The sequence below is a fragment of the Butyrivibrio sp. AC2005 genome, from assembly GCF_000424145.1.
Classification (GTDB): domain Bacteria; phylum Bacillota; class Clostridia; order Lachnospirales; family Lachnospiraceae; genus Butyrivibrio.
This window is the reverse complement of record NZ_KE384141.1, coordinates 1-23,310: the sequence shown is the minus strand read 5'-3', so window position 1 is coordinate 23,310 and position 23,310 is coordinate 1. Positions and strand designations below refer to the sequence as shown.

The following is a 23,310-nucleotide window of genomic DNA, read 5'->3' as shown; positions in this document are numbered from 1 at the left end:
CTCTTTATTTTCTATTTTTCAGGGTAGTTATTTTTTCTCTATCCCCTGATTTCTCTTAGTTTTCTCTCTTTCTGGGTAGCTATTCTTTATCCATACCCTGATATTCTATATATGATATATTCTCAGGGTAACTGATACCTTTTTCATACCCTGATATTCTATAAATAATATATTCTCAGGCTAACTGATGCCTTTCTCATACCCTGATTTATCAAAAATATCGCACAATCAGTGTCTAATGCCTCAATTACCAAAATGCTTAGTGATAAATGCATTTATTACCCTTGTGTTCATCGGCATCTTTTGACTTTCAGCAGTTATAAGTAGTTCTTTTCCTAGAAAAATGCCTGATTTCTCATATTCTCTAACCTTCTTCAAATTGGCATAAATGTAATCAGGATCATCGAGCATTCCAAGATGTTCGAGCAATACAACTTTGCGAGTGCGCAGATTCAAAATAGTAAAATCCGGATATCTAAATTCTCCATTATATAGACGGACAGGGCACTCATATTTATATGGAATACCATGAGAAAATAGTGCATTTGCTATTAATTCTTCAGACTTTGACCGAACGCGCTCGCCTCTTGCAGTAACATGAAAAGGCACACCCTCATCTATCTTCTTAGGTTTATACTCCATACTTTGCCAATAATGTACATATTCTTCATCTGTCATTTCTGCAATATCCATATCCTTCTTAATCTCCCATGGAAATGGCAGCGCTAATCCCCTTATTTGTGTTGAATAATGATCAACAAATGTCCTTAGATGCTTAAGCTCAGACTTTGCCAATCTAATAAATCTCTCATCATATTTCTTTTGAGCCAGTGTCAGTATCAGCTTTTGATCAGCCCTTTTCAAATAATTACCACTCTTTTCTGTCTGTCTTCTTATGTAATATTGAATTGTTTTTCCTTTCTTAGATATTCTAAGTGTACCGGCCGGTGCTTTATCCAAGCGTTTTTCACGTTTTTCAATTTCCTTAACTAAAAATTCTTCCCTCCCCTTTAACATTTTTAAAAATTCATCATTTTTGTTCAATACAATAATTCCTCCTGCGTTGTTTTCTGTCTTTTAGGCTTTTGGCTATCACCATATCCTGAGATAATAAAATGCCATATCTTTTCAACAAAAATATTCATAGCTACATATCTATACTGCCTACATACATAGTGAAAATAGCATGCTGAACGCACACCAATCGCTCCTGAATAGCGACAAGAGTATATTTTACACAAATCATATCGTTTGTCAACATGAGCATTATTTGTATATTGTATGATTATGTTCTATTAAAGACGATTTTTTTTGAAAAAAAGCCATTCCTGAATCTCATATGAGCAGAATTGCAATAAGGCTTTCATACTTTCACTAACCATATTTATCACATGTCCAAATGCTGTATTGTCACTACATCAAAAATCCATTAAGATATCATCATTATTATTTTGAAAGTAAAGGTAGAAAAATGGGTCATAACGCATCACTTGATTTTCTGAATATGATAAAAGAAGCATCTTCCGATAATTGCAACACCAGCCATAAAACACAGGCTATCTCAGGTAGCGCAAATACAAACCATAAAGCAAAGTCCATCTCAGGTAGCGCAAATACAAGCCATAAAGCAAAGTCCATCTCAGGTAGCGCAAATACAAGTCACAAAACAAGCACCGTCTCCGGTAACGTAAATACAGGCCTCAAAACAAGCACAATCTCCGGCAATTGTAACTCCGGGCAAAAAGAAACCATTATCGCAAATAATATAAGCAGTGCCGGTATCCTGCACAATAATCCTGACAGCAATTCCTTAAAGCGCAACATATCAAGACATTCTACACAAAACACTTTTGCTGTTATTGACACCGAAACCAACTGGTACAACGAGGTGATGTCGATTGGAATTGCCCTGGCGGATAACAGCACCTTTAAATGTATCGGTGCAAAATACTACATCATCGATCCCGAATACAGGAAAGGCGGCATGTATTCTGAAGTTCTGAATATTGCAAAAAGTATTCCGAAGGTAGTGACTTCCAGGCAGGAAGCAATGGATGATATCCGCAAATATCTAAGATCAAATGGTGCAAACAGCCTGTATGCATACAATGCAAAATTCGACTATGGTCATTTGGAAGAACTTTCTGAATTTGAATGGTTTGATATCATGAGGCTTGCAGCATACAAGCAATTCAACAGTTTCATTCCTGTGGGTGCTGAGGTATGTAAAAGCGGGCGCCTTAAGAAAGGCTATTCCGTAGAAAGTATCCTAAGAATGATAAGCGGTAACGTAAGCTACTGCGAGACACACAATGCAGTAATTGATGCCATGGATGAATTAAAAATAATGGAGCTACTGGGACATAACTTGGATGCTTATGAATGTGCCAGACTATAGATTCCTTTTTTACTCAGCAAATAAAGAACCGGACATGGTCAATGTTTTCTGATAGAACTCTGTTTTACAGGACAATACTTTCAAAAGAGATTTGCTTTTTAGGACAATTCTTTCAAAAGAGATTTGCTTTTTAGGACAATTCTTTCGAAAGGAAAATTATGCCCCGAAAATGAGCTTTCATGTGAACATTTTCCGTATTATGTCCTCAAGAAATCATAACCTCTCTAATAAGTATAAAGCCTGAACAAAACCACACCCTAATCAAATGGTTTTATTCAGGCATTTCCAATTCAATTCTTATATACTAATTTGATAAACATCATTTAAAAACATCATTTAAAACATCATTTAAAAACATCATTTAAAAACAGCTTTTAAAGACATCATTTAAAAACAGCTTTTAAAGACAACCAGCGCCACAAGGAACACTACATTCACAAATGTAAATGCCAGTATGTACTTTCCTCTGTTTTCTTTATAATCGTTGCTGTAGGCCTTAAAGGAAATAAGGCTTGCCATGGACGCAATCAGCGTTCCAAGTCCTCCGACATTGACGCCAATCAGAAGTTCCTTGTAATCGGAAACAAATCCTGACAGCATAAGTGTTGCAGGCACGTTACTGATAAACTGGCTAACTACCACACCCATCAGAAACTCTCTTCCTTCCGAAACAGTCTGAAGGAAATTGCTAACCTCAGGAATTCTTCCCATATTTCCCGTAAAAACAAAAAATCCAATAAAAGTAAGAAGCAAAATGTAATCAGCTCTTAAGAGTATTTTCCCATCCATTATTGCTACTACAACAAAAATCATAGCAGCCATAGTATACCAGGGCATAACTCTTAAGACAGTAAGAAGCGCAAGGATAAACAAAACAGAATAAACAGCAACCTGCTTTTTACTGCCAAAGCTCTTTACCACCTGGTAGTTGTCTGTTCTTTCTCCGAGGTTACTTTTTCCATTTTTTATGAAAAAAGCAGCAATCAGCAGGAGCACCAGGGCAGCTACGCTGTAAGGAAGCATACATAGGACAAATTCGCCGATTCCCATTCCGGTGAGCCCGTAGAGATAGAGATTCTGTGGATTTCCGATCGGTGTGAGCATGCTTCCCAGATTCGCAGCAACTGTCTGAAGTACAATGACAGGAATCATCATATCTTCTCTTCTGCAGCTGTGAAGCGTCATTAGCGCGAACGGGACAAAAGTAATAAGTGCTACGTCATTGGTAATCAGCATACTTCCAAAGAAGCACATGAGTATCAAAACCATTGCAAGTTGTCGTCCTGTTGTCACTTTGCCAAGAAGCTTTTCGCCAATCTTTTCAAAAATAGAATTCTCACGGAATCCCTGAATAACAATCATAAGTCCCCAGAGAATTCCAAGGGACCTGAAATCAATGTATGAAAAATAGTCCGCATCCGGTCTTACTGCAAACATGGACAATAGTGCAAGAATCCACGCGCAAATAAGTACCGGATCGGACTTTAATTTCCTGAGAATATTTTTTAATGGTATAGACTTCATTTTCCTCTTCCTTATTACGTATAAAAATAAATGTCATTTTTTACCATCGAAAAATAATAAAAAATGGCTCCGAAGAGATAGTCTACACCAAATTGCAATATGTTTCCATATTTTAAAGGAAGTTCTGTTCTCGTTTCACTCGCCAGAACTAAGTAGTACACCAGGCTCGATAATACCTCGCCAGGTGATTACTTAAATGTCAAATTCCGGAGGCTCGTCAAGATGTTCTGAAACATACTTGCCGTCCTTTTTCCTCTGCTTGACACATTCCGTCAACAGATATTCTATCTGTCCGTTCACCGAGCGAAAATCGTCTTCAGCCCAGGCAGCGATGGCATCATACAATTTAGCGCTGAGGCGAAGCGGAACCTGTTTCTTTTCTGCCATTAGTACAGGCTGCCGGAATTAACCACCGGCTGAGCATCATGATTACCGCAAAGAACTACGAGAAGATTGGATACCATTGCTGCCTTTCTCTCCTCATCAAGTTCAACCAGTTCCTTTTCATTAAGTCTCTCAAGCGCAAGCTCTACCATTCCGACTGCGCCATCGACGATGAGCTTTCTGGCATCTACTACAGCTGCTGCCTGCTGCCTCTGAAGCATTGCAGCTGCAATCTCAGGAGCATATGCAAGATATGTGATTCTGGCATCAACAATTTCAATACCGGCATCTGATACCTTAGACTGAATTTCTTCTTTAATACGCTGTGCCACAAGCTCTGTTGATCCGCGAAGACTACCGTCATCTGCTATGCCATCGCCTGTTGTATCTACATTTTCAGTGATGTCATAGGGATAAAGCTTTACAACGTTTCTTACTGCCGTGTCACTCTGAAGGGATAAATACTCCTTGAAGTTATCTACAGCAAACACTGCTTTTGCAGTATCAGTAACCTTCCACATAACAGCGACAGCGACTTCAACAGGATTACCTAGCAGATCATTTACCTTCTGTCTGGAGTTACTAAGCGTCATAACCTTAAGAGAAATCTTCTTTGACTGACCCGCACCTGAAAACTGCAGGTCGGAATTATTAATGGTTATCCCCGCAATCTTCTTACCTTCCGCAATATCCCCACTCTGACCAAGTTTCGTATCGGCAGCAGGATTGAAGGCTGTACAGAAGGGATTCACATAGTAGAATCCATCCTCTTTTAATGTTCCTATATATTTTCCGAAAAGTGTAAGCACAAGTGCTTCACCCGGTTTCAAAACCTTAAGTCCAAGGAAAGGAAACCAGCCGATTGACACATATATTATACTAAACACAAATATAATCAGGTTTAATCTATCAGATGTCGCACCTGCAATAAATGCAGTCGGATCATCGAGTCCGATTGCCGTAATTACCACAAGTGCTATAGCTGCAATATAAGCTGCTACAATGATAAGCATCATAGCCATTCCGTTTTTGTGTCCCTGTAATACTTTTTCTTTTACATTTTCATTCATAATTATTGCCTCCTTAATCATCTACTCCCATAAAACCCATTTTGATTTTTTATCACATATCATGAAAACTGGTTAACTTTTGCATTTTCTCTGTATTTTGTGTATAAAACAATTCCGCCAAGAATAAAAATCGGAAGTCCTGCCAACAGCCCGTTAGGAAAAGGTCCCAGGAGTCTGTATTTTCCTATGTCAGGTTTACTAATCATGACAGGTAACGTAGCTGCTGCATTTATTGAGCCGTGTAAAATTGCAGGTATCCAGATACATTCAGTCTTTTCATAAACTCTGTCACAAAGGACTCCGAGAGCAATTGTAAATATGGAAAACATCAGCATTCCGGTCACCGGAAATCCAAAGTATTCCGTTCCGTATTCATATCCGATAAATCCGATGAGCGGCCAATGCCATACACCCCAGATAAATCCGCCGATCACAACTCCCTTTGTTCTGCCAAACCTCTCTTTTAATGCAGGATACATATATCCACGCCAGCCTGCCTCCTCACCTACTGCAGCAAACATATTGATAAGAGGTGCGTACAAAGCAGCACTTACAGCATTGATAATAAAATATGCAGGATAGGTAAGTCCCTGTGCTTCAAGTGCTTCAAGTGCAGCCTTCCCATTCTCACCTGCTGCGGCAAAAACAGCTTCACCGCTTAAATCAAAATGACCAGGAAAAATAGCAAAGTACAAAACTGCACCTATCAAAGTAAGTATGAAGGGCGCAAACCATGCAAACAAAAGTGTTCCTATATTCCCCTTAAGTTTCGGTTTCCATCCCATACCCTTTAGCTTCACACCGGCAATCAGCGTAGCTACCAGCGGTGCATACATCATTACTGCCATCAGTAGCTGACCGGGCACGGTCCCACCATTCTGGTAGAGCATCCACACTGCCACCTGCATTACCCAGGCAATGATAAATACCCAGCGAAGGTATTTATATAAAGTCCTGTTGTCATATTGTAAAGTTTCCATAGCATACCTCCAATTATAGTTTCCGGTGAATCCGGATTTAATGTTTATCTATTTGATATCATAATGATATCATTAATATTTCACAAGTCAACATCCATATTTTCCTAATTCCGCAAAATAAAACACGGATTACAAATAATAGTCAAAACAAAAAGAGCTCTGTTTCCAGAACTCTTTACAAATCGATTTCCTCTTTTTTTCACACAAGAAGTAATATCATTAAGAAGATTTTAATTTGGTATTTTCCCTTCCAACGCTGTTTTAATCCCTCTGTACTCATCTATAAAAGCAGGGTATTTTTCTACTATCAGATCCACATTATTTTCTTTGCCTGCAAGCTCCAGTTCCTTGGCTTTTGCAGAAAAATCAGGCATTCCTATGGTCAGTGAGCTGCTCTTTAACGCATGGACCGTGATGGTAAAAAGCTCTATATCATGAGTCATAAGAGAGTTTGTCAAAAGATTTTCCTTATCATCAACCGAATTGACAAACATTGAAAGCGCAATCAGATAGGTTTCCACTGATCCGCAGTACTCAATACCTTCTTCAACATTTATCCATGGAATAGCCCTGATAGCACTAAGCTCATCAAGCGTCTCATGGGCATTTTCACTTGCATGAATCTCTGCCGGAATCTTCCCCGTTTCATCCGCGGTATGTATTTTTTCCTTCGGCAAGTATCTTTGCAGCATCTCAACCATCACAGACAGCACTACCGGTTTAGTCATATAATCCGTAAAACCTGCAGCCAGCATACGCTCCCGTTCACCGGCCACAGCACTTGCCGTAAGCGATATTATAGGAGTCTTATCCGCTTTTTCCGGATAATCTCTTTTAATATTCGCAAGTGTTTCTATACCATCCATGTGTGGCATCATGTAATCCAGGAAAACTATGTCATAAATGTTTGCAGCGAACTTCTCGATGGCGAGTTCACCACTCTCAGCAGTATCTATCTGCATTTTCATGGGATCAAGCAAGCCTTTTATAACCCGCAGATTCAATTCCGTATCATCCACAAGTAAAATATGACTCTCCGGTGATGTAAAGGATTTCTTCGCAGCCTTTTCAGATATTTTTTCCGAAGATATGGTTTTTCTCCACTCATCGCCAATAGGAGCATTATCCAAAATTCTCTGTCTTAGCTCGAAATAGAATTCCGATCCTTCATTATACACACTCTTAACAAACAGTTTTGAATCCATTAGGTTCAAAATATATGAAGATATCGTAAGTCCCAGTCCTGCGCCTTCCACCGTACGTGTACGACTCATATTCACCCGTTCAAACGCCTTGAAAAGTTTCTCTTTATCCTCTTTTCTTATTCCTATTCCTGTATCTTTTACTGAAAAGTATATTCTGGCAAAGCCACTCTCTTCGCTGATAAGCCTGACCATAAAAGAAATACTTCCTTTTTCAGTATATTTCACCGCATTTGTCAAAAGGTTGTCTATCACTTGTTTAATTCTTAAGCAGGCACCATTTAGTTTTCGCGGAATCTCCGGATCAATATCAAACTTAAGCTCAAGGCCTTTTTCCTCTGCACGTAAATATATCAGGCTATAGATATCACTGATCATATCAGCAAAGCAGTATTCCCCGTTATCAAGCTCAAGACTATCTGATTCTATTTTTGAATAATCAAGAATGCTGCTTATTGTATTTAAAAGTGTTGTGCCGGCTTTTTGAATACTGGTTGTGCACTCTCTTATCTTTTCATCATTGCAGTCACGATTGATAATCTCATTCATACCAAGAATAGCATTGATAGGAGTGCGAAGCTCGTGACTCATATTGTTCAAAAAAGCATTCTTGGACTTATTGGCACGTTCTGCTTCCGCAAGTGCATTTTCAAGATTTATATTCTTTTCCTGAAGCTCTTCTTCAGAAACAAAGCTGTGTATCAAAGCAGCCGCCAATAAACAACCTATTGAATAAAAAGGCAAAAAGGGATTCGATGTCTGAAGAACAATAAACAAAGTCATAGTCATTCCCGATATTGCAATAGTCAGATTATGACGTTTGTCTGCTCCCGACGATTTCAGGAAGGTTATGAATGTATAAATCGCAGTCAGCGCGAAAAGAAGGATTTGAGATCCCAGGAAAAAGTATCTGATAGGAAGAGGTTTATAAACACCCTCTGAATCAAACGAGAACAAAATCGGTGTAAAAAAATTTACAATCAGGCAAATTAGCACAAAGGTAAACATTAACCATCCGACAAACTTTAGCACCAGATTAAAAGAATTCTCGTTCTTAAGATAAGCAATTACAAATCTTGCCCACAGCAATACAGAAGTTGCCATAGCCAGAAAATAGAAAACCGTATCAAGATAAACGGTCACCATGGCATGCCGTTCATAGGTTATTCCCCATATAGCATCGGTTATTATATATGTAATTACACTAAGCAAAAAGTATTTATAGCAAGCAATATCTTCAGCCTGATTTTTGCGCAGACTTAGCCTTAGGATTCTGTTATTAATAATTATGTATAAAACAAGAGATAATATACCGAATCCGGAATAATACATACTTTCCCCTTATACTTCTTATACAATTATAATTATAGAATCTCATGGCTTTTTTAGCATAAAATAACTCTTAAATTTGTATAAAAATGCTGCACGCCTCATACCGAAAAATAAAAATGCACCGGAATTAGAGCGCAAGCTCTTATACCGGTGCATTTTATTTTTCGCTGCGATGCTTTACAGTATCATACGTTGAATCTAAATAATATTACATCTCCGTCCTGTACGACGTATTCTTTACCTTCCATACGAACAAGACCTTTTTCTCTTGCTGCAGAAAGTGAACCCTCGCGAAGAAGATCCTCGTAGTTAATAACCTCAGCCTTGATGAAGCCTCTCTCAAAGTCTGTGTGGATCTTACCTGCTGCCTGAGGAGCCTTTGTACCGATTTTTATAGTCCAGGCTCTTGTTTCGTCCTCACCTGAAGTAAGGAAGCTCATAAGTCCGAGTGTTCTGTAGCTTGCTGCAATAAGTTTATCAAGGCCTGATTCTGAAAGTCCCATGCTCTCAAGGAATTCAGCCTTCTCATCAGCCTCAAGCTCTGAAATCTCAGCCTCAATCTGAGCACTGATTACGAAAACCTCACTGCCGGACTTTGCTGCAAGTTCTCGAACTGCTGCCACATATTTATTGGAAGCACCATCATCAGCAAGATCATCCTCAAGAACGTTAGCTGCATAAATAACGGGTTTCCAGGTAAGAAGGTCATAGGTATTCATAAGAGCCTTCTCATCATCGTCATCAAGTTCAAGCTCTCTTGCCATCTTACCGCCTTCAAGAACTTCCTTAATCTTATTAAGAAGCTCAAGCTCCTTAGCTGCTGTCTTGTCCATTCTTGCAGCCTTGGTGGTCTTTGCAATTCTTCTCTCAAGTACCTCAAGATCAGCAAACACAAGCTCTAAATTGATTGTCTCAATATCTCTTGCAGGATCAACTGAACCGTCAACATGAACCACGTTGGGATCATCAAAGCATCTTACAACATGAACGATTGCATCTGTCTCACGAATATTGGCAAGGAACTGGTTTCCAAGTCCTTCTCCCTTGGATGCTCCCTTTACAAGTCCCGCGATATCAACGAATTCGATTGTAGCAGGTGTTACCTTCTTAGAATGATAAAGGTCTCCGAGGAGCTGCAGTCTCTTATCCGGAACTGCAACGATTCCAACGTTAGGATCAATTGTTGCAAAAGGATAGTTAGCAGCAAGTGCTCCTGCATTTGTAAGTGAATTAAAAAGGGTACTCTTTCCGACGTTCGGAAGCCCGACGATTCCTAGTTTCATCTTTTATCTCCTTTTTCCCTTATTTAAGGGATTTCTTAACATTATTACTATAAAATCTACACCATTTTACACCAGAAATGATAAGTTTTGATTATTTTTTTACTTCCCAATTTTTTTGCAAAAAATAATTAAGGCTTATCAGCAGCCTCAAACTGTTTAATTGCAAGAAGTAAAGAATCATCAGTCACATGTACATAAGTATCCATCGTAGTGGATAGCTGAGCATGTCCCAAAATCTTTTGAAGAGATTTCGGATTGACTCCTCTCTCAATACATCTGGTTGCAAATGTGTGTCTTAATGCGTGCATACAAAAAGGTTTTATTCCTGCCTTGTATTGGGTGATAGCCCCTGCTTAAAAGTCTTTATCCAGTACAAAAACCACTCGTCTACAGTCATATTATATTCAATAGCTGTGTCAGAATGTTTTTCATCCTCAAGTTTACTGATTGTTATCCACTTTTTCGCATCTGCTACACCATCAAAATATTTTTCTACTCTTTTTCCACTCTTATTCGTAAATCTGGCTGAATATAACCCATCCTTTCTTTGCACAATACCTTCACCGATCTCTCGGCCTCTTAAATCTTTGCCCAAAATAATACTCCTTCATATTAAAAGAAGCATCATCACGCGTGTATAAAAATAACATAGAACACCCATTTTTTCAACCATATCAGCCTCCGTCAAATGAGCTCCACGTTATTCAAATACTCGTCAAATGCTTCTCTTTTAATCAATATTTTTCTGCCTACCTGAAAGGAAATCTTGTTTAACGGATCTTTACATAATTCCCTTATTCTGTTTATTCCTATATTGGAATACTCAGAAGCTTCTTCTACTGTCATTGATGTCTTATGCCAAATCGGTACATTCAATGTGTCAGGCTTCGACCGTTCTTTTTTATCTACTCTTTCTATATTATCGAGTCCCAGCTGTATACGTATTGTCTTATTGATTCTTGTCTTCATGAAGTCATCAGGAATACTTCCAATGTACTTTATTAGTTTGCTCCGACTTATTGTAGTTATCTGTTCTGCCATAGAGGCAGACTCCTCATCAAGGCCTCCTATATGATCCAGTATCACATGCGTAGGAAACCCTTTGCTACGATGAATCTTTGTGGTTATGGGTATTACGGTAATTGTAGGTGAATACTTATTTCCTTTATTATTTTGTACTATTACAACAGGACGTTCACCTCTCTGCACAGATCCGTTGCAATAAGCCCTATAAACACATACGGGAGATTCAAAAGAATAATACGCTTTTGCTTTCGTGTCATCTGATCATCTCCTTTACACGGATTTTTGCTTTTACCATCTGTTCCTTTGCTTTTTCTTTATAAATACCAAGCTGGTGCAAAACACTGGGATGCTCTTTTTTGAATGCCTTCACTTTTTCAAACTCATCCATCACAGCTTCCAAAGCATCCATATCTTTCGCCTTGAAAAATACTGTATACTTCGGGGGATTCACAGAGCCATCCTTTGTTACTGCAAAATCCACACCATAACGTTTTGCTATTCGCTCGAAATCTTTAATTCCTTCATCACCGACTACCATGCTGGTAGCACCCTGATCCTGACTAAGGAGCTGCTTTACAGTTTGCTTGCCTCTGTAATGCTTTGGCCCCATCATCTGTTTTCGCCTTTTGTGATTTATAAACGCCCTGACTGCGCCAATGACTACTCTCCATGAAAGCTTTGTCGTTGTTACAGCCAGGTTTATCGTTTTCTGCTCTACCTCCTCCTGCATAAGAAATACCCCCTTTTTGCAACAAAAAAGCAGCAGATCTTTTACAATCTACTGCTCTCAATAGTTATTATTTTGTTCACTCACTGTAATCGTACAATTTGAGTTTATCCTCAGCTGCTTGTATAAGCTTAAAATGCTTGTCTTTTGTCCAAACCGGCACATCATTTTTTATTGCAACATAAGAAATAATTGCATCAGGATATGGAACTGTTAACCCACTCTTTCTGAGAGTATATAAAAATCTCCCAAATTCATTCCAATCTGACTCTGTTATATTTAGACTTTCATAAACTGATAAGTCCTCTTCCAATGAGTCAAGCTCTTTTTCAGAAAGAGCTCCATGAAACAATTCAGAAATAACAACTCCACTGATGACAATATCTTCATTCTGAAAGACCTCGATCATTTTTTCTGTCGGTCTTTTCATATAATCAATCATGATATTAGTATCTACAAGTACTTTCAAATCATGCTCCCCATTCTTAATTCTTCCACAGCTGTCTCGTCAAAATCATACTTTCCAGCCATATCTCTTATTTTCTTTTTTCTTTCATCATTTGAAGATGGTGAAGACGGCTTTATCTTATCCATCAGATTGATTATCAGTCTTATGTCATCATCAGATAGCATCTCTATTCTTTTGTACGCTTCCTGTTGTAAATCAGTCTTAGTCAACATACTTCGTTGCTCCTTTCTGTGCCTCTAATTATATCTTAATGCACATTTTCATACAACAAACATTTATTCGCCTATATTATGATCATGCAACCGTTTCTTCTGCCATTGGTCAAGCAATTTCACTATCGTATCCTCCATCTGTTTAGGCGTATAAGACTTGGGAAAATACTTTTTGAGCACATCATTTTTTAGCGTAACTCTGTCTACATCTGACTTTTTCTCCTCTGACATTATGACGTTCATATCCTCATGAGTTATTCCTTCATTCAGCGCCAGCTTCTTCATACGTTGAGCCTGACCAAGTGATGGTGTTGATTGTGAAAAATCCATAGCCTCAAGAAGCTGTCTCTGCTGGTTTTCATCAAGAAATGAAAGCTCTGCTGCAGGATTAAAGCCAATCTGCTTGTTATCCACCATATCAAGAATCTCCGGAATCAGATTTGTAAGCCTTATATATCTCTGAATCTGATTACGGCTTACTCCTGTTTCCTCACCCTGAAAATTACTTGCAGCATTTTTATCGGAACATACTAGAATTACCATCGGTGCTCCATAACGGCATGGATGAACACTGTCCATCCTCTGAAGAGCTTCTCCACTTTTTAGTATATACACTCGTTGTGGTTGTTTATTAAAAGCTGTTGGTGCTAAGCGCCCCGCTTCTAGAATATATTTCACTTAATCTTCTGTTGGCTTTGTATCGCTGTACTTACGAACAGACTCTCTCTTCTGAATAACTTTATTAAATTCCATATCTATAATCTCCTCGTATTAAATAAAAAAAGACTGTGCCCTCTTTTTTAGAAGGCACAGTCTTTTGACACTCACATCTTTTTAATTATTTAGAAGACGATTAATCTCATCAACCATGTCATTGATTGCACTAGCCTGCTGTGCAACATGCTCAGTATTTGTAGCATTATTTCCAGCCATGGTACTGATAGCCACAAACTGCTCGTTCTCACTTCTGATACTCTCTGCGATATTTTGGTTAATCTCAACAGTTTTTTTGATGATTTCTGACTGGCGTTTATGTGCCTCATTCATCTCTTCAATTGCATTAACCGAATCATTCAGCATTGTAGTCATTTCACTTATGTCGCCAAATACTGTCTTAAACTGTTCATTCTGTTCAGCAAGCTTATTGGCATTTATCTCAACCTGTCCTGTAATCTCTTCTACGTTCTTCTGAACTCTTTCAATTATTGCACCAACGTCCTTAAGTGAGCTCTGCGTGTTTTCTGCAAGCTTACCAACTTCAGTTGCTACAACAGCAAATCCCTTTCCAGCATCACCCGCTCTTGCGGCCTCAATTGAAGCATTAAGAGCAAGAAGGCTTGTTGATGACGAAATTCCCTGAATAAGTTCAAGCGTTGTTCCAATTTCTTCTACTGCCTTTAGAAGTCTGTCTGCAATATCTGTTGTAACTGCCATAGAATCAGAAACTTCAGAATTTATTCCCTGAAGATCATTTAATGATTTCTCATTTTCTTTTGACTTCTTAAGAAGGTTGTCAGATGTCTTCTCAACAGTCTCAACATTTTCTTCTACAATGCTTGCGCAATCATTAAGCTCTGACAAGTTTGCCATACTCTCATCTGCTTTATTACCAAGAATATTACTGTTTTTAACAAGCTCATCACTTGTTGCTGATAGCTCTTCTGCTGAAGCGCTCTCACTTGATGAGATATCCAAAAGAGTTGTTCCTGCAGTTACCATCTTGGAAGATATTGAACGAACAGCATCCATAACACCTGTAACACGCCTGTTGTTCTCTTCAAGCTCATCCTTTTTGGCAGTAATCAAAAAGTGTGAAACAAAGAATAAGAACATTACAAGGCCGGCTAACGAAAGCACAAGGCCTACAACACACATGATTACATCTGTAATAAAGAGTTCGTCTTTTACTGGCAAAAGAGCTGTGCCTCTGACAAACCATGCAATAAACATAGAAACAATACAAATACTGCCGGTAACGGACAGAAGCTTAATATCCATAAAGAATCCGATAAGTATCAGGAAGAAACATAAAAATCCCCAGAATGTTCTGGTCGGAACCATGTAAATAATGTAGTTCCACTGAAGGATAAGAACAACTGAGCAGAAAATCTTTCCTATTTGAAGTTTTCCATCTTTTAAATATCCATCTTCATCAAATGAAGACTTAAGAATCAGCATTCCTGTAATAAAGAAACACACATCCATGATACCGAAAATTATTACTGCGATCCAAGGGATAACCTGATAAAAGCCAATTGTCTTTTCTACTATGAACATTGCTGTAGCAAACATACAGGCCGATACCAGTGCAGTAATACCCCATTTAAAAACCGCAGACAGGTATACTTCAAAAGCAGATTTTTTATTCATTGATAATTACCTCCTGAGATAAATGTTTTATGTTAACTAGATTACCACAACCATTTTACTAAATTCCGCAAATTCTCATAAGTAAATATCTCTGAAATTATTATTAAAAAACTCTGCGTTGAAATGAATTATTTATTTCACCTTGTATTACCTGTCTTTCCAGCATTTAATTGCATTCGTTATTTAAAATTTACTAAAATCCATTCACCTTTTTTATTTGAGCCCACTCTCTTGACTACTCTTTCTAACTCTTCAATCTGCTCTTGTGTGATATATGAATCCTTTTCCATTGAGAAAAAAGATTCCAGCAATGCTATTGCTTTCGCATATATGCTCTTAATCCATCCCATATGCAGATTCTCCCATAGATTATTGCTCAGTGGCATTTGCTGTAGTAGCTGCAGTCTCCTCTTCCTTCGACTTATAATAATCATCAAAAAGCTTGTTTGCTGCCTTCAATGTTTCATTACATATGGATGGAAGCTCTCTCCCCCATGCACCTGTACGCTTGTACGAAAAGCATTTTATTCCAAAGATTGAAGCTATAAGTGCCATTATGAAAAGGACACCACCGGCTAAAACCACTTTTCTGTTATAGCCATTCCTCTCAAGTATCCTGTGGATCCTTTTATTTAGCACCTTATAATTATCATCCCATGCAAAAAGGAACCCTTCTTCGCACTTCATGTTTTTTCGGGACAACATGATTTCCCTGGCATTTGCCAGAAGTGATTCACCATAATCAAAAGGATCAATCCCATTCATTTGCATAGTCACAGCATCACAAACATCTTCAAGATCCCTTTTTATGTACTTTGCAGCAATATGAAGAAAAACATTAGGCCACAAAAGACACCGCACCATATCATATCCGGCAATTATCCAAAGATGTCCCAGTTTAATGTGAGTTTCTTCATGCTTTATAACTATAAGAGCATTCTGCACGTCAAGCTTTTCCGGAATAACTATTATAGGGTGGATACAACCTATGCAGAAAGGGGAAATAGTACCCGGATATTTTCTGATTTCATTATCAAAGCCGCAGGTCGTGGCTTTATCCAGCCCCTTCACAAATTTATTTAGTCGCCTTCTTCTGTATATAAAATATGTCGCAAATATGAATATTCCAACTATATAGATAATTGAAACGATCCTGTGTGCACATAACAGATTCCATCTGCCCAATGTATACCACCCGGCTTTGGTTTCGAAAATAAGCTTAAGTTTTCCGCAAAATAAACAAAGGATCAATAGTCCCCAAGAAGCAGCCTTCGCAAATACTCTATCTGCTAAGACAGTCTTTCTAAGGAACATAATGATCCCCAAAACCAGTACTGATATAAGCGCACAGAAACCTAAAATGATCGAATAATAAACGACCAAAAATTCAAAAAACTGTGATAAATTTGTAAAGAATTGCTGCAGTCCTTGCATAACATACCTCTGCTCATCCGTGAGCTACTTATTCTTCTTTGCATTCTTTATAATGTTTTCAAGTTCCTTTATCTGATCTTCAGTAAGTGACTCTGCCTCCAGAAAAGCAAAAGCCGCACCTAGTTTATTTCCTCCAAAATAATTATTGGCAAAATCTATGCTCTTTTCACGTCTGCATTCTTCCTTTGTCTTTATGGGAAGATAATGATAAACTCTGCTATCTTTTTCATCTACTGTATATGAAATAAGATTCTTCTTGCACAGCCTGTTGATAAGAACTCTCACCATTCGCTGCGACATTTTGTCCTGTCCGGGAAGTTTCTCACATATCTCTACAGAAGTAAGGTCTCTTCCAGCATCCCAAAGTGTCTCCATTATCAGCCATTCACTCTCACTAGGAAGCATTTCTTCTCTTTTCATGAAAACCTCCTCAAAATGCCACATAATCCGATATGTTACCTTTTCATAATAACATATCGGATAATGTGTGTTAATAATTAATAGCTGTTAATGATTTTTTGGATTTTTTATTTTTTTCGACTCAAGTCTTTACATCAATGCTAACACTGACACCTTCTGCTGCAGATACCTCTGCTCCGGTGGATTTTGCAATCTTTTCATCAATATGAGGCACTTTTGTATTATGTGTGGACTCTGAAACCACAGAAACCTTCACGCCACCGACATCGATCTGCTGTGCCTTTGCATTTTCTTCGTCTGAGAATCCTGATGCACTTGCCTGTGCATTTGCAACTCTGTCTGCTTCTTCCGCTCTTCTTTCTGATGCAGCCTCCTGAAGATGCTGTTCCTGCCACCTTCTCTCAGCTCTCTTCTTTTCACGCGCTGCTTCATCTCTCTCATTCTCTTTCTGCAGGGTCGCATCAGCTTCCCTGGCTTTCTGCATTTCCTTATTAGTCTCAGCAATCTGCTCCATATTGTTATTTGCTATGTCTTCAGATCTTTTCTGAGTTTCAGCCAGTTCTTCTTTCTTTTTTGTGGTATCCGCGCCGGATGCCTCATCTCTCTTGATCTCAGCATCCAAAACACCGGCCTTACCATCCATCTGCTTTTTCACTCCCTGCTGAAGCTGTATCTGTTTCATGGATGTACTGGCAGATATAAGAGACTGAGTCATTACATTTGTTAAAGCCATCTTACTTACCTCCTTGTACATAATATGGAAATAGATTCTTTGTTATCTAACAAAGGCTTCGGAAAGTTAACCAAAAACCATTATAGATTTTTCATGAAACGACCTTTTTCAATCATGAATGGACTCAAATAACCATCATTGCAGTGAATATAACCACATCTCCCTCCTGTTCAAGCTGGGTAGTTCCATAATACTTTTCTGTAATCCTTCGCATATTTTTCAAGCCAAAACCATGCTTATCACGATCTGTCTTCGATGTTTCCATAAGTCCGTTCTCATCAGAAGACCGCAACAGTCCGTTATAGCTGTTCTTGACTTGGATCATGAACATATCACCACTACGCCAGGATTTTATCTCCACGAAAGATTTATCCAGGTTTTCTGCAGCCCTTATAGCATTTGAAAGAGCATTATTCAGAATAACGCCCACATCTATGGATTCCACTTTACCTTCTTTCGGATAGTGAAAATCATCTACAAATCGTATTCCAACATCCTCAGCCTGTCTCCGCTTCTCTGAAATCACTATATCAGTGACAGGATTTCCGGTCTTTGCATTTATATCTACTGCATGGAAATCCTCAGACCAGTCATGTAAGTATTGTAAAGCCTGATCACTATTGTTTTCTTTTATTAGATTACCAAGTACCATGATATGGTTATTAGTATCATGCCTTATCCCACGAATATCTGAATAAACTTTCTCCATTGAATGAACATGCCCTGACAACTCGTCAATCTGACTGTTTACAAGAGAGTTTTGCAGTACTTCTTCCTCTGAAGTCTTAATCTTTTGATAAAAATAGATCACTGCAATCATAGTGAGAAAAGCTACCACACCAAATAATGCACGCATTTCATGATATACAGGATATCTATTCCAGAAATATTCACCCGAAGCTTTTTCAAAAGCTTCTTCCATAAATGTACATATCCAGTAAGATACTATTATTGTTATGTACGTTGCTGATAAAAAAGCTAATTCTCTCCATTCCATAAGTTCTTTTTTACGGCTGTACATCGTTTTAATCAGATGTATTCCTATAACCAACAAAGCACATCTTATTACAGCATGAATAGCTTGTGCCAAACCATAAAGCATAATCTGCTGTAAATCCCCTACCACTTTAGGATTCAAAAATGTCACAGAACATATTAAGTTCCATGGTAAGATTGCCAGTTCCATTGATATCCACAAAAGCAAATACATAGTTAGTGATAAAAAAATTTTCTGCGGTATATTTATCCTCTCCGTTATAGCGGAGATAATACATACTGCAGCACAGCCAAGAGCATAAGCAGTCACACCTGAAAAATTTATGGTAGCAAAATATAGTATAGACATCGCCATTGCATAAACCGCTCCGAGTATAACAGCACGTACTCTTTTTCTCATAAATGGTATGTAAAATACTGACACAAGTACTGCATTTAACAATACATTTGCAATCATTGATATCTGATTTACCTGATCCCACATAGCTTCTGTAATCATTTATTCTCTTAACCTCTATAAAATTATGGAAAAGCTGCTTACTCCGCTCTCTTTTTGTTGTAATCTATCAAAGCTTTTACAAAAACCTTATAGTTTTGTTTTGAAATAAGTGCTTCCCCCTTAGACATATAGCACTTTCCTGCATCATACTTCTTTACGAATCGCAAATTTACAAGATACCCTCTATGAGTCCTGAAAAAGCCATCACCTACAAGCTTTTCCAGTTCTGAAAGATGTCCATAATACTCAATTTCATCGGTTCTTGTGTGTACGATTATCCTGGCCCCATACACTTCTGCAAATATAATGTCAGAAGCGCATAGTCTTATATGACTGCCTCGTGAGTTCAACATCACATACTTCTTTTGAGGCTTTAATGTAGCTTTGGCTATTTCCTCTTTTGCAGCCTTTATCACGCTTACCAACTTCTCATTTGAGAATGGCTTTACAAGAAAATGGAAAGCTCTCACATCAAAAGCATCAAATACATATTGCTTTTCACCTGTTATAAAAATGATAACAACATCATCACTAATATCACGAAGTTTCCTGGCGACATCCATTCCGGACACGCCGGGCATCATAATATCCAGGAGAATAATATTCGGCATATAACCATCTTGTTCAACAGATCTCAGCACATCTTCCCCTATACCAAAGCTTATAATCTCATCATCCGGAAATGATGATTTCAGCTCCGACATTATTATGTTTCTTATTTTTTCTTCATCATCACATACTGCTATCTTCATAAGGCAATAATCCTCCAAGTTATTCGTATCATAAATACATAAGAAAAACTATGATCTCATCACGAAACGACCTTTTTCATACCTGAAATGATTCTGTTACAGCAGAAATTATTCATCTTCCTTAAACCTTATAACAAAATATATCATACGTATTCGTTAACAAATGCTCCATATTATGATAATTGTATTCGGTGCGTATCCATCACAGAATACGCACCTAGAACATTTACTTTTTGTGATATCTCTCATCGTTCATCTTCTTCATGCGTTCACTGGCAGCCCTTGGCAGTCCTCGTGCCATCATAAAAAACCGTCACTTTGAAACTTGTCTTACACAATGAAATACCTCCTAACATAAAAGAAACAAACTGAATGTTCTATTGTTCTTACCGGATTATCGTGTTCTTGGGGCACAAAAAAAGCAGCAGACCGTTTTACTGATCTACTGCTAAGTATTTCAAAAAAAGTATTTACTTACTGCTTCTGAAGCTGCTTGGTTATATTGGCACGCTCATCCTCATCTGAAACACCCATATTATTCAATGTTTCATCCAATGTCCACTTCATATTTGTCATAAGATTCTGAACTGTAATAATCTTATCTTCTGTCTTATAATCTTCTGCATATTTCTTTACTGATTCACACATAATATCACGTCCTTCCTCAGTCTCTTTAAAATGATGTAATCCATCAGCTAACTCTTTAAAATTCATACCTTCTGATGAGGTTGAACGGAAGTCTGCCATAAGCTTTCCGATTTCATCATTTCCCTTGTAATTACCATTTACATACACAATATGTGATCCATCATTCAGCGGCTCATTAATATCTGAGATAACGCTTTCCGCTCTATATATCGGCAACCCCTTACCAAATTTATCATGCTTATAGATAAATATTACATAAGAGTCCTTTAATATCTTGAATGGATCATTCTCCTTGAGCATTCTGGAATCCATAACTGCACTATGGAATCTGGCTCTTCGTACATGTGCTCCCTCAGAGCTCCCCTGTACTTCTACATTGATTTCCTCACCATTTTCATCAATAGCATGAATATCAAGTGTAATATCTCTACCGCCAACAATAGGACTACGCATCTCTTCCTGTGCATCAACAGAAGTAACTCTAATATTTCTCTTCAAAATAATTCTCAGAATCAGTTCTGTTGCAGGAATGTTCTTGTTAAACACAAGAGTCATTGTGTGAGCGCTCCTACTCTCTTTCCTTCTGCTTGACTTCATTCATATGCTCACGCTGTTCATTGTCTCTGTTGTACCCAATGACTTCTGCATAAGCAAGATCATGCTCTACATCGTAAAAATCCTTCAGAAACTCTATTCCTTTGAAATCCCTTAGATACCTATATGCTTCTTTTACGTTCATATTATAGGTTTCTGCAAAAGCATTTACACATGCAACTGTGAAATTTATCTTATTTCTTTCATTGTTTAATTCCCTGCTCAATCAACATCTCCAAACTCGGCTTCAATCTCTTCAATAGTTGGCATACTTCCCTTGAATTCTTCCGGTACCAACTTTGAAAGTTCGTAACTGGATACTCCAATAGGTTGGCTACTTGATTCCAACGCATATTGAGCCTCTACTTTGTCAAGATCTTTACATATCAACAAGCCAACAGTTGGATTATCTTCTTCTGACTTAATCTGGTGATTTACTGCTACAACATATGTGCCAAGCTGTCCAGCATATGAAGAATCAAACTTGCCCGTTTTCACTTCCAAAACTACATAGCAGTGTCGCTTGGTGTTGTAAAAGAGCATATCAATAAACTTCTCAGTATCACCTACTTCAATCCTGACTTCTCGACCCATATATGCAAAGCCTGTACCAAGTTCCATAAGGAACTTCTCGGCCTTGTTTATAAGCGCATCCTTAAGCTCTTTCTCATCATACTTTTCTCTCAATGTTAAGAAATCAAATCTATATGGATCCTTCGTCATAGCCTGCGCAAGATCACTCTGCTCTGCTGGTAATGTTAATGCAAAGTTGGTTACTGCCTTACCTTGTCTCTCATACAGATCAGTATCAAGGAAGTTCAAAAGAACATCCCTTGACCAATTGTTTTCCAATGTTTTCTTCACATAGAACAGTGCCTTTGCGGAATCTCCTTTACACTTATCTATGATAACTTTGTTATGCCCCCATGGAATAAAAAATATTGCATTTTCCAAATTGTCCCCAGCCTGGGGACGATTTAATTCATTTTCTGAATCGTCCCCAAGTTGAGGACGATTTAATATTTCTGGATACATCTCATAAAAATATCTCATATATTTAAGATTTGTAGGCGAAAACGATTTAATATCTGGAAAGATATCTTTAAGATCCTCACTAATTGTTTTATAAAAGCCAGATCCGTAATTATTTTTTTCGCTCAATCCAACAATATCCCTACCAAGAGACCAATAGAACCTGAGCATATCACTATTAGTTTTCACAGCAGCTTTTAGCTGGGTCTGTCTGAAACGTTTTGATACTTCTGTAATCCAGTCTTTATATTCATTATCAATTTTAATAAGGTTGCTCATATCTCGCCTCCAAATATTCCTATCAAGCAAATTTAATTATACAGTATTGCTTATATCATGTGTAAAAAAACAGCTACCTCGTTTGAGATAACTGCTCCAAAAATCAAAACCACGGGTGAAACTATCACTCCTAGGCTTACCAAACTATAATGGCGTAGGAACACTTCTATGTACCAAATTTGTGCCAGCTATGTACCAGCATTTCCTACTTCACGTGAATTTATGTGAAATTATGTAAAATTAAGATTTGGGAATTGTTAGGAAAAATGAAGATATGTAACCAGGCGTGACAACACGTGAAATCGGCTAGTTGCCTCGATTCCTAGTTTCATATTTGTATATTCTCCTTCTAAAAGCCTTTATTTTATGGGCTTTCCGCTATATGCCTTTTTAACCGAGTGCCACAAGATCATTTTTCGCATTAAGTTTTATACCACTTTTAAAGCGTCAGCCACGAGATCTATAGTCCTTTGTAGTAAGATCTACCGAGCATCCCACGCCCGAAACCTGCACCTCATACTCTACCTTCATACTCTATACTTCATCCATGTCATACCCTTCATATACCTACCTTCATCCAAAAACTGCGCAAGTTTTCGGACTACTCTCCTTCCTATAATTTCAAGCTCAAATTTCAGTATTTATGAGCTTTTTGTTTGTTGATATACCTCTTTAACAGGAGCCAGAGGTGATGAATAGTCATATATCATATACTGAATAGCTGATTGAAGGTAGCACTAATAAAGCATCCCTTTGTTTGCTCTATAAAGGCTATTTTCCCTTTGATCAACTATGATGGTGAACCTTCCGTGTCTAAAGGGATCGTGTCCCAACTTCCTTCGTCCCACCTATTCATACACCAAGTGCCAGCAAAGCTTTCAAACAGGGTCTATGCCCTATGGAGAGAACTCCCGCCAGCTACAGCTCTTGTTTGTCTTTGGTACTT

Annotated in this window: 24 protein-coding genes and 2 pseudogenes; 1 reads left to right on the top strand and 25 read right to left on the bottom strand. The window is 38.1% G+C overall.

What is annotated here, in order from left to right; all coding sequences use genetic code 11:
* Positions 1 to 243: 243 nt before the first annotated feature.
* Positions 244 to 1,044 carry a hypothetical protein gene (locus tag G602_RS28255; RefSeq protein WP_049945450.1) on the bottom strand — a complete coding sequence of 267 codons (801 nt, stop codon included), beginning with the start codon at positions 1,042 to 1,044 and terminating at the stop codon, positions 244 to 246.
* Between the two features lie 427 nt (positions 1,045 to 1,471).
* Between G602_RS28255 and G602_RS31650 the strand changes: the two genes are divergently transcribed.
* Entirely contained in the window at positions 1,472 to 2,398 is a 927-nt protein-coding gene (locus G602_RS31650; protein ID WP_242835711.1) for a hypothetical protein, read from the top strand.
* Between the two features lie 387 nt (positions 2,399 to 2,785).
* Here the strand turns inward: G602_RS31650 and G602_RS0123455 are convergent, their stop codons facing one another.
* From G602_RS0123455 to G602_RS0123340, 24 genes and pseudogenes are all read right to left on the bottom strand, one after another.
* Positions 2,786 to 3,922 (bottom strand): SLC13 family permease, encoded by a 1,137-nt coding sequence (locus G602_RS0123455; protein WP_026661214.1) that lies wholly within the window; start codon positions 3,920 to 3,922, stop codon positions 2,786 to 2,788.
* A gap of 192 nt (positions 3,923 to 4,114) precedes the next feature.
* Positions 4,115 to 4,309 carry a PTS ascorbate transporter subunit IIC gene (locus G602_RS0123450; RefSeq protein WP_026661213.1) on the bottom strand — a complete coding sequence of 65 codons (195 nt, stop codon included), beginning with the start codon at positions 4,307 to 4,309 and terminating at the stop codon, positions 4,115 to 4,117.
* The gene (locus G602_RS0123445; protein WP_044933501.1) at positions 4,309 to 5,376 is read right to left on the bottom strand and encodes an SPFH domain-containing protein; all 1,068 of its coding nucleotides are present in this window, start codon (positions 5,374 to 5,376) and stop codon (positions 4,309 to 4,311) included. Before G602_RS0123445 ends, G602_RS0123450 begins: the two co-directional genes overlap by 1 nt.
* A gap of 59 nt (positions 5,377 to 5,435) precedes the next feature.
* On the bottom strand, positions 5,436 to 6,356 hold the full coding sequence (locus tag G602_RS0123440; protein WP_026661211.1) for a CPBP family intramembrane glutamic endopeptidase: 921 nt from the start codon (positions 6,354 to 6,356) through the stop codon (positions 5,436 to 5,438).
* Positions 6,357 to 6,586: 230 nt separating this feature from the next.
* The gene (locus tag G602_RS28245; RefSeq protein ID WP_049945449.1) at positions 6,587 to 8,890 is read right to left on the bottom strand and encodes a response regulator; all 2,304 of its coding nucleotides are present in this window, start codon (positions 8,888 to 8,890) and stop codon (positions 6,587 to 6,589) included.
* A gap of 185 nt (positions 8,891 to 9,075) precedes the next feature.
* Positions 9,076 to 10,173 (bottom strand): redox-regulated ATPase YchF, encoded by a 1,098-nt coding sequence (gene ychF / locus G602_RS0123430; protein ID WP_026661210.1) that lies wholly within the window; start codon positions 10,171 to 10,173, stop codon positions 9,076 to 9,078.
* A 128-nt stretch (positions 10,174 to 10,301) separates the two neighbouring features.
* Entirely contained in the window at positions 10,302 to 10,481 is a 180-nt protein-coding gene (locus tag G602_RS31645; protein ID WP_026511852.1) for a tyrosine-type recombinase/integrase, read from the bottom strand.
* An 11-nt stretch (positions 10,482 to 10,492) separates the two neighbouring features.
* Positions 10,493 to 10,768, bottom strand: a complete 276-nt coding sequence (locus tag G602_RS31640; RefSeq protein ID WP_026661209.1) for a hypothetical protein — start codon at positions 10,766 to 10,768, stop codon at positions 10,493 to 10,495.
* Between the two features lie 89 nt (positions 10,769 to 10,857).
* Complete coding sequence (locus G602_RS28240) at positions 10,858 to 11,382, bottom strand: excisionase (protein WP_081676151.1); 525 nt, start codon at positions 11,380 to 11,382, stop codon at positions 10,858 to 10,860.
* Positions 11,383 to 11,452: 70 nt separating this feature from the next.
* Positions 11,453 to 11,929 (bottom strand): PcfB family protein, encoded by a 477-nt coding sequence (locus G602_RS0123405; RefSeq protein ID WP_026661207.1) that lies wholly within the window; start codon positions 11,927 to 11,929, stop codon positions 11,453 to 11,455.
* Positions 11,930 to 12,005: 76 nt separating this feature from the next.
* A complete protein-coding gene (locus G602_RS0123400) occupies positions 12,006 to 12,395 on the bottom strand; it encodes a PIN domain-containing protein (RefSeq protein WP_049945448.1) in 390 nt (129 codons plus the stop codon).
* Positions 12,392 to 12,607, bottom strand: a complete 216-nt coding sequence (locus G602_RS0123395) for a hypothetical protein (protein WP_026661205.1) — start codon at positions 12,605 to 12,607, stop codon at positions 12,392 to 12,394. The genes G602_RS0123400 and G602_RS0123395 overlap by 4 nt, the downstream gene beginning before the upstream one ends.
* A gap of 63 nt (positions 12,608 to 12,670) precedes the next feature.
* A pseudogene (locus tag G602_RS31635) lies at positions 12,671 to 13,099 on the bottom strand (ParB/RepB/Spo0J family partition protein); the annotation flags it as partial.
* A gap of 96 nt (positions 13,100 to 13,195) precedes the next feature.
* A pseudogene (locus G602_RS32140) lies at positions 13,196 to 13,285 on the bottom strand (nitroreductase family protein); the annotation flags it as partial.
* A 156-nt stretch (positions 13,286 to 13,441) separates the two neighbouring features.
* Positions 13,442 to 14,977 carry a methyl-accepting chemotaxis protein gene (locus tag G602_RS0123385; protein ID WP_026492061.1) on the bottom strand — a complete coding sequence of 512 codons (1,536 nt, stop codon included), beginning with the start codon at positions 14,975 to 14,977 and terminating at the stop codon, positions 13,442 to 13,444.
* A 179-nt stretch (positions 14,978 to 15,156) separates the two neighbouring features.
* The gene (locus tag G602_RS30745) at positions 15,157 to 15,327 is read right to left on the bottom strand and encodes a hypothetical protein (protein ID WP_155830065.1); all 171 of its coding nucleotides are present in this window, start codon (positions 15,325 to 15,327) and stop codon (positions 15,157 to 15,159) included.
* Between the two features lie 19 nt (positions 15,328 to 15,346).
* Positions 15,347 to 16,291, bottom strand: coding sequence for a M56 family metallopeptidase (locus G602_RS0123375; protein WP_196808763.1), 945 nt, complete (start codon positions 16,289 to 16,291; stop codon positions 15,347 to 15,349).
* A 144-nt stretch (positions 16,292 to 16,435) separates the two neighbouring features.
* Positions 16,436 to 16,831, bottom strand: coding sequence for a BlaI/MecI/CopY family transcriptional regulator (locus G602_RS0123370; RefSeq protein ID WP_026528419.1), 396 nt, complete (start codon positions 16,829 to 16,831; stop codon positions 16,436 to 16,438).
* 121 nt (positions 16,832 to 16,952) lie between these two features.
* The gene (locus tag G602_RS0123365; RefSeq protein ID WP_026661203.1) at positions 16,953 to 17,564 is read right to left on the bottom strand and encodes a hypothetical protein; all 612 of its coding nucleotides are present in this window, start codon (positions 17,562 to 17,564) and stop codon (positions 16,953 to 16,955) included.
* Between the two features lie 124 nt (positions 17,565 to 17,688).
* The gene (locus G602_RS0123360) at positions 17,689 to 19,059 is read right to left on the bottom strand and encodes a sensor histidine kinase (protein WP_026661202.1); all 1,371 of its coding nucleotides are present in this window, start codon (positions 19,057 to 19,059) and stop codon (positions 17,689 to 17,691) included.
* 38 nt (positions 19,060 to 19,097) lie between these two features.
* Positions 19,098 to 19,811, bottom strand: coding sequence for a LytR/AlgR family response regulator transcription factor (locus G602_RS0123355; RefSeq protein ID WP_026661201.1), 714 nt, complete (start codon positions 19,809 to 19,811; stop codon positions 19,098 to 19,100).
* Positions 19,812 to 20,285: 474 nt separating this feature from the next.
* Positions 20,286 to 21,014 (bottom strand): PD-(D/E)XK nuclease family transposase, encoded by a 729-nt coding sequence (locus G602_RS28230; RefSeq protein ID WP_242835710.1) that lies wholly within the window; start codon positions 21,012 to 21,014, stop codon positions 20,286 to 20,288.
* Positions 21,015 to 21,027: 13 nt separating this feature from the next.
* Positions 21,028 to 21,279: a DUF3791 domain-containing protein gene (locus tag G602_RS30025; protein WP_044933492.1), complete on the bottom strand. Its 252-nt coding sequence runs from the start codon at positions 21,277 to 21,279 to the stop codon at positions 21,028 to 21,030.
* Positions 21,276 to 22,364, bottom strand: a complete 1,089-nt coding sequence (locus G602_RS0123340) for a PDDEXK nuclease domain-containing protein (RefSeq protein WP_026661200.1) — start codon at positions 22,362 to 22,364, stop codon at positions 21,276 to 21,278. The genes G602_RS30025 and G602_RS0123340 overlap by 4 nt, the downstream gene beginning before the upstream one ends.
* Positions 22,365 to 23,310: the final 946 nt, after the last annotated feature.

What these genes read in the sequence shown, in the direction of transcription:
- G602_RS0123370 (WP_026528419.1), bottom strand. Translation starts at nt 16,831, where the DNA reads ATGAAAAGAGAAGAAATGCTTCCTAGTGAGAGTGAATGGCTGATAATG.
- ychF (WP_026661210.1), bottom strand. Translation starts at nt 10,173, where the DNA reads ATGAAACTAGGAATCGTCGGGCTTCCGAACGTCGGAAAGAGTACCCTT.
- G602_RS31650 (WP_242835711.1), top strand. Translation starts at nt 1,472, where the DNA reads ATGGGTCATAACGCATCACTTGATTTTCTGAATATGATAAAAGAAGCA.
- G602_RS0123340 (WP_026661200.1), bottom strand. Translation starts at nt 22,364, where the DNA reads ATGAGCAACCTTATTAAAATTGATAATGAATATAAAGACTGGATTACA.
- G602_RS30745 (WP_155830065.1), bottom strand. Translation starts at nt 15,327, where the DNA reads ATGGGATGGATTAAGAGCATATATGCGAAAGCAATAGCATTGCTGGAA.
- G602_RS0123360 (WP_026661202.1), bottom strand. Translation starts at nt 19,059, where the DNA reads ATGATTACAGAAGCTATGTGGGATCAGGTAAATCAGATATCAATGATT.
- G602_RS0123365 (WP_026661203.1), bottom strand. Translation starts at nt 17,564, where the DNA reads ATGGCTTTAACAAATGTAATGACTCAGTCTCTTATATCTGCCAGTACA.
- G602_RS28230 (WP_242835710.1), bottom strand. Translation starts at nt 21,014, where the DNA reads ATGACTCTTGTGTTTAACAAGAACATTCCTGCAACAGAACTGATTCTG.
- G602_RS0123450 (WP_026661213.1), bottom strand. Translation starts at nt 4,309, where the DNA reads ATGGCAGAAAAGAAACAGGTTCCGCTTCGCCTCAGCGCTAAATTGTAT.
- G602_RS0123385 (WP_026492061.1), bottom strand. Translation starts at nt 14,977, where the DNA reads ATGAATAAAAAATCTGCTTTTGAAGTATACCTGTCTGCGGTTTTTAAA.
- G602_RS0123355 (WP_026661201.1), bottom strand. Translation starts at nt 19,811, where the DNA reads ATGAAGATAGCAGTATGTGATGATGAAGAAAAAATAAGAAACATAATA.
- G602_RS0123440 (WP_026661211.1), bottom strand. Translation starts at nt 6,356, where the DNA reads ATGGAAACTTTACAATATGACAACAGGACTTTATATAAATACCTTCGC.
- G602_RS31645 (WP_026511852.1), bottom strand. Translation starts at nt 10,481, where the DNA reads ATGCACGCATTAAGACACACATTTGCAACCAGATGTATTGAGAGAGGA.
- G602_RS28245 (WP_049945449.1), bottom strand. Translation starts at nt 8,890, where the DNA reads ATGTATTATTCCGGATTCGGTATATTATCTCTTGTTTTATACATAATT.
- G602_RS0123395 (WP_026661205.1), bottom strand. Translation starts at nt 12,607, where the DNA reads ATGTTGACTAAGACTGATTTACAACAGGAAGCGTACAAAAGAATAGAG.
- G602_RS0123455 (WP_026661214.1), bottom strand. Translation starts at nt 3,922, where the DNA reads ATGAAGTCTATACCATTAAAAAATATTCTCAGGAAATTAAAGTCCGAT.
- G602_RS0123375 (WP_196808763.1), bottom strand. Translation starts at nt 16,291, where the DNA reads ATGTTCCTTAGAAAGACTGTCTTAGCAGATAGAGTATTTGCGAAGGCT.
- G602_RS0123445 (WP_044933501.1), bottom strand. Translation starts at nt 5,376, where the DNA reads ATGAATGAAAATGTAAAAGAAAAAGTATTACAGGGACACAAAAACGGA.
- G602_RS0123405 (WP_026661207.1), bottom strand. Translation starts at nt 11,929, where the DNA reads ATGCAGGAGGAGGTAGAGCAGAAAACGATAAACCTGGCTGTAACAACG.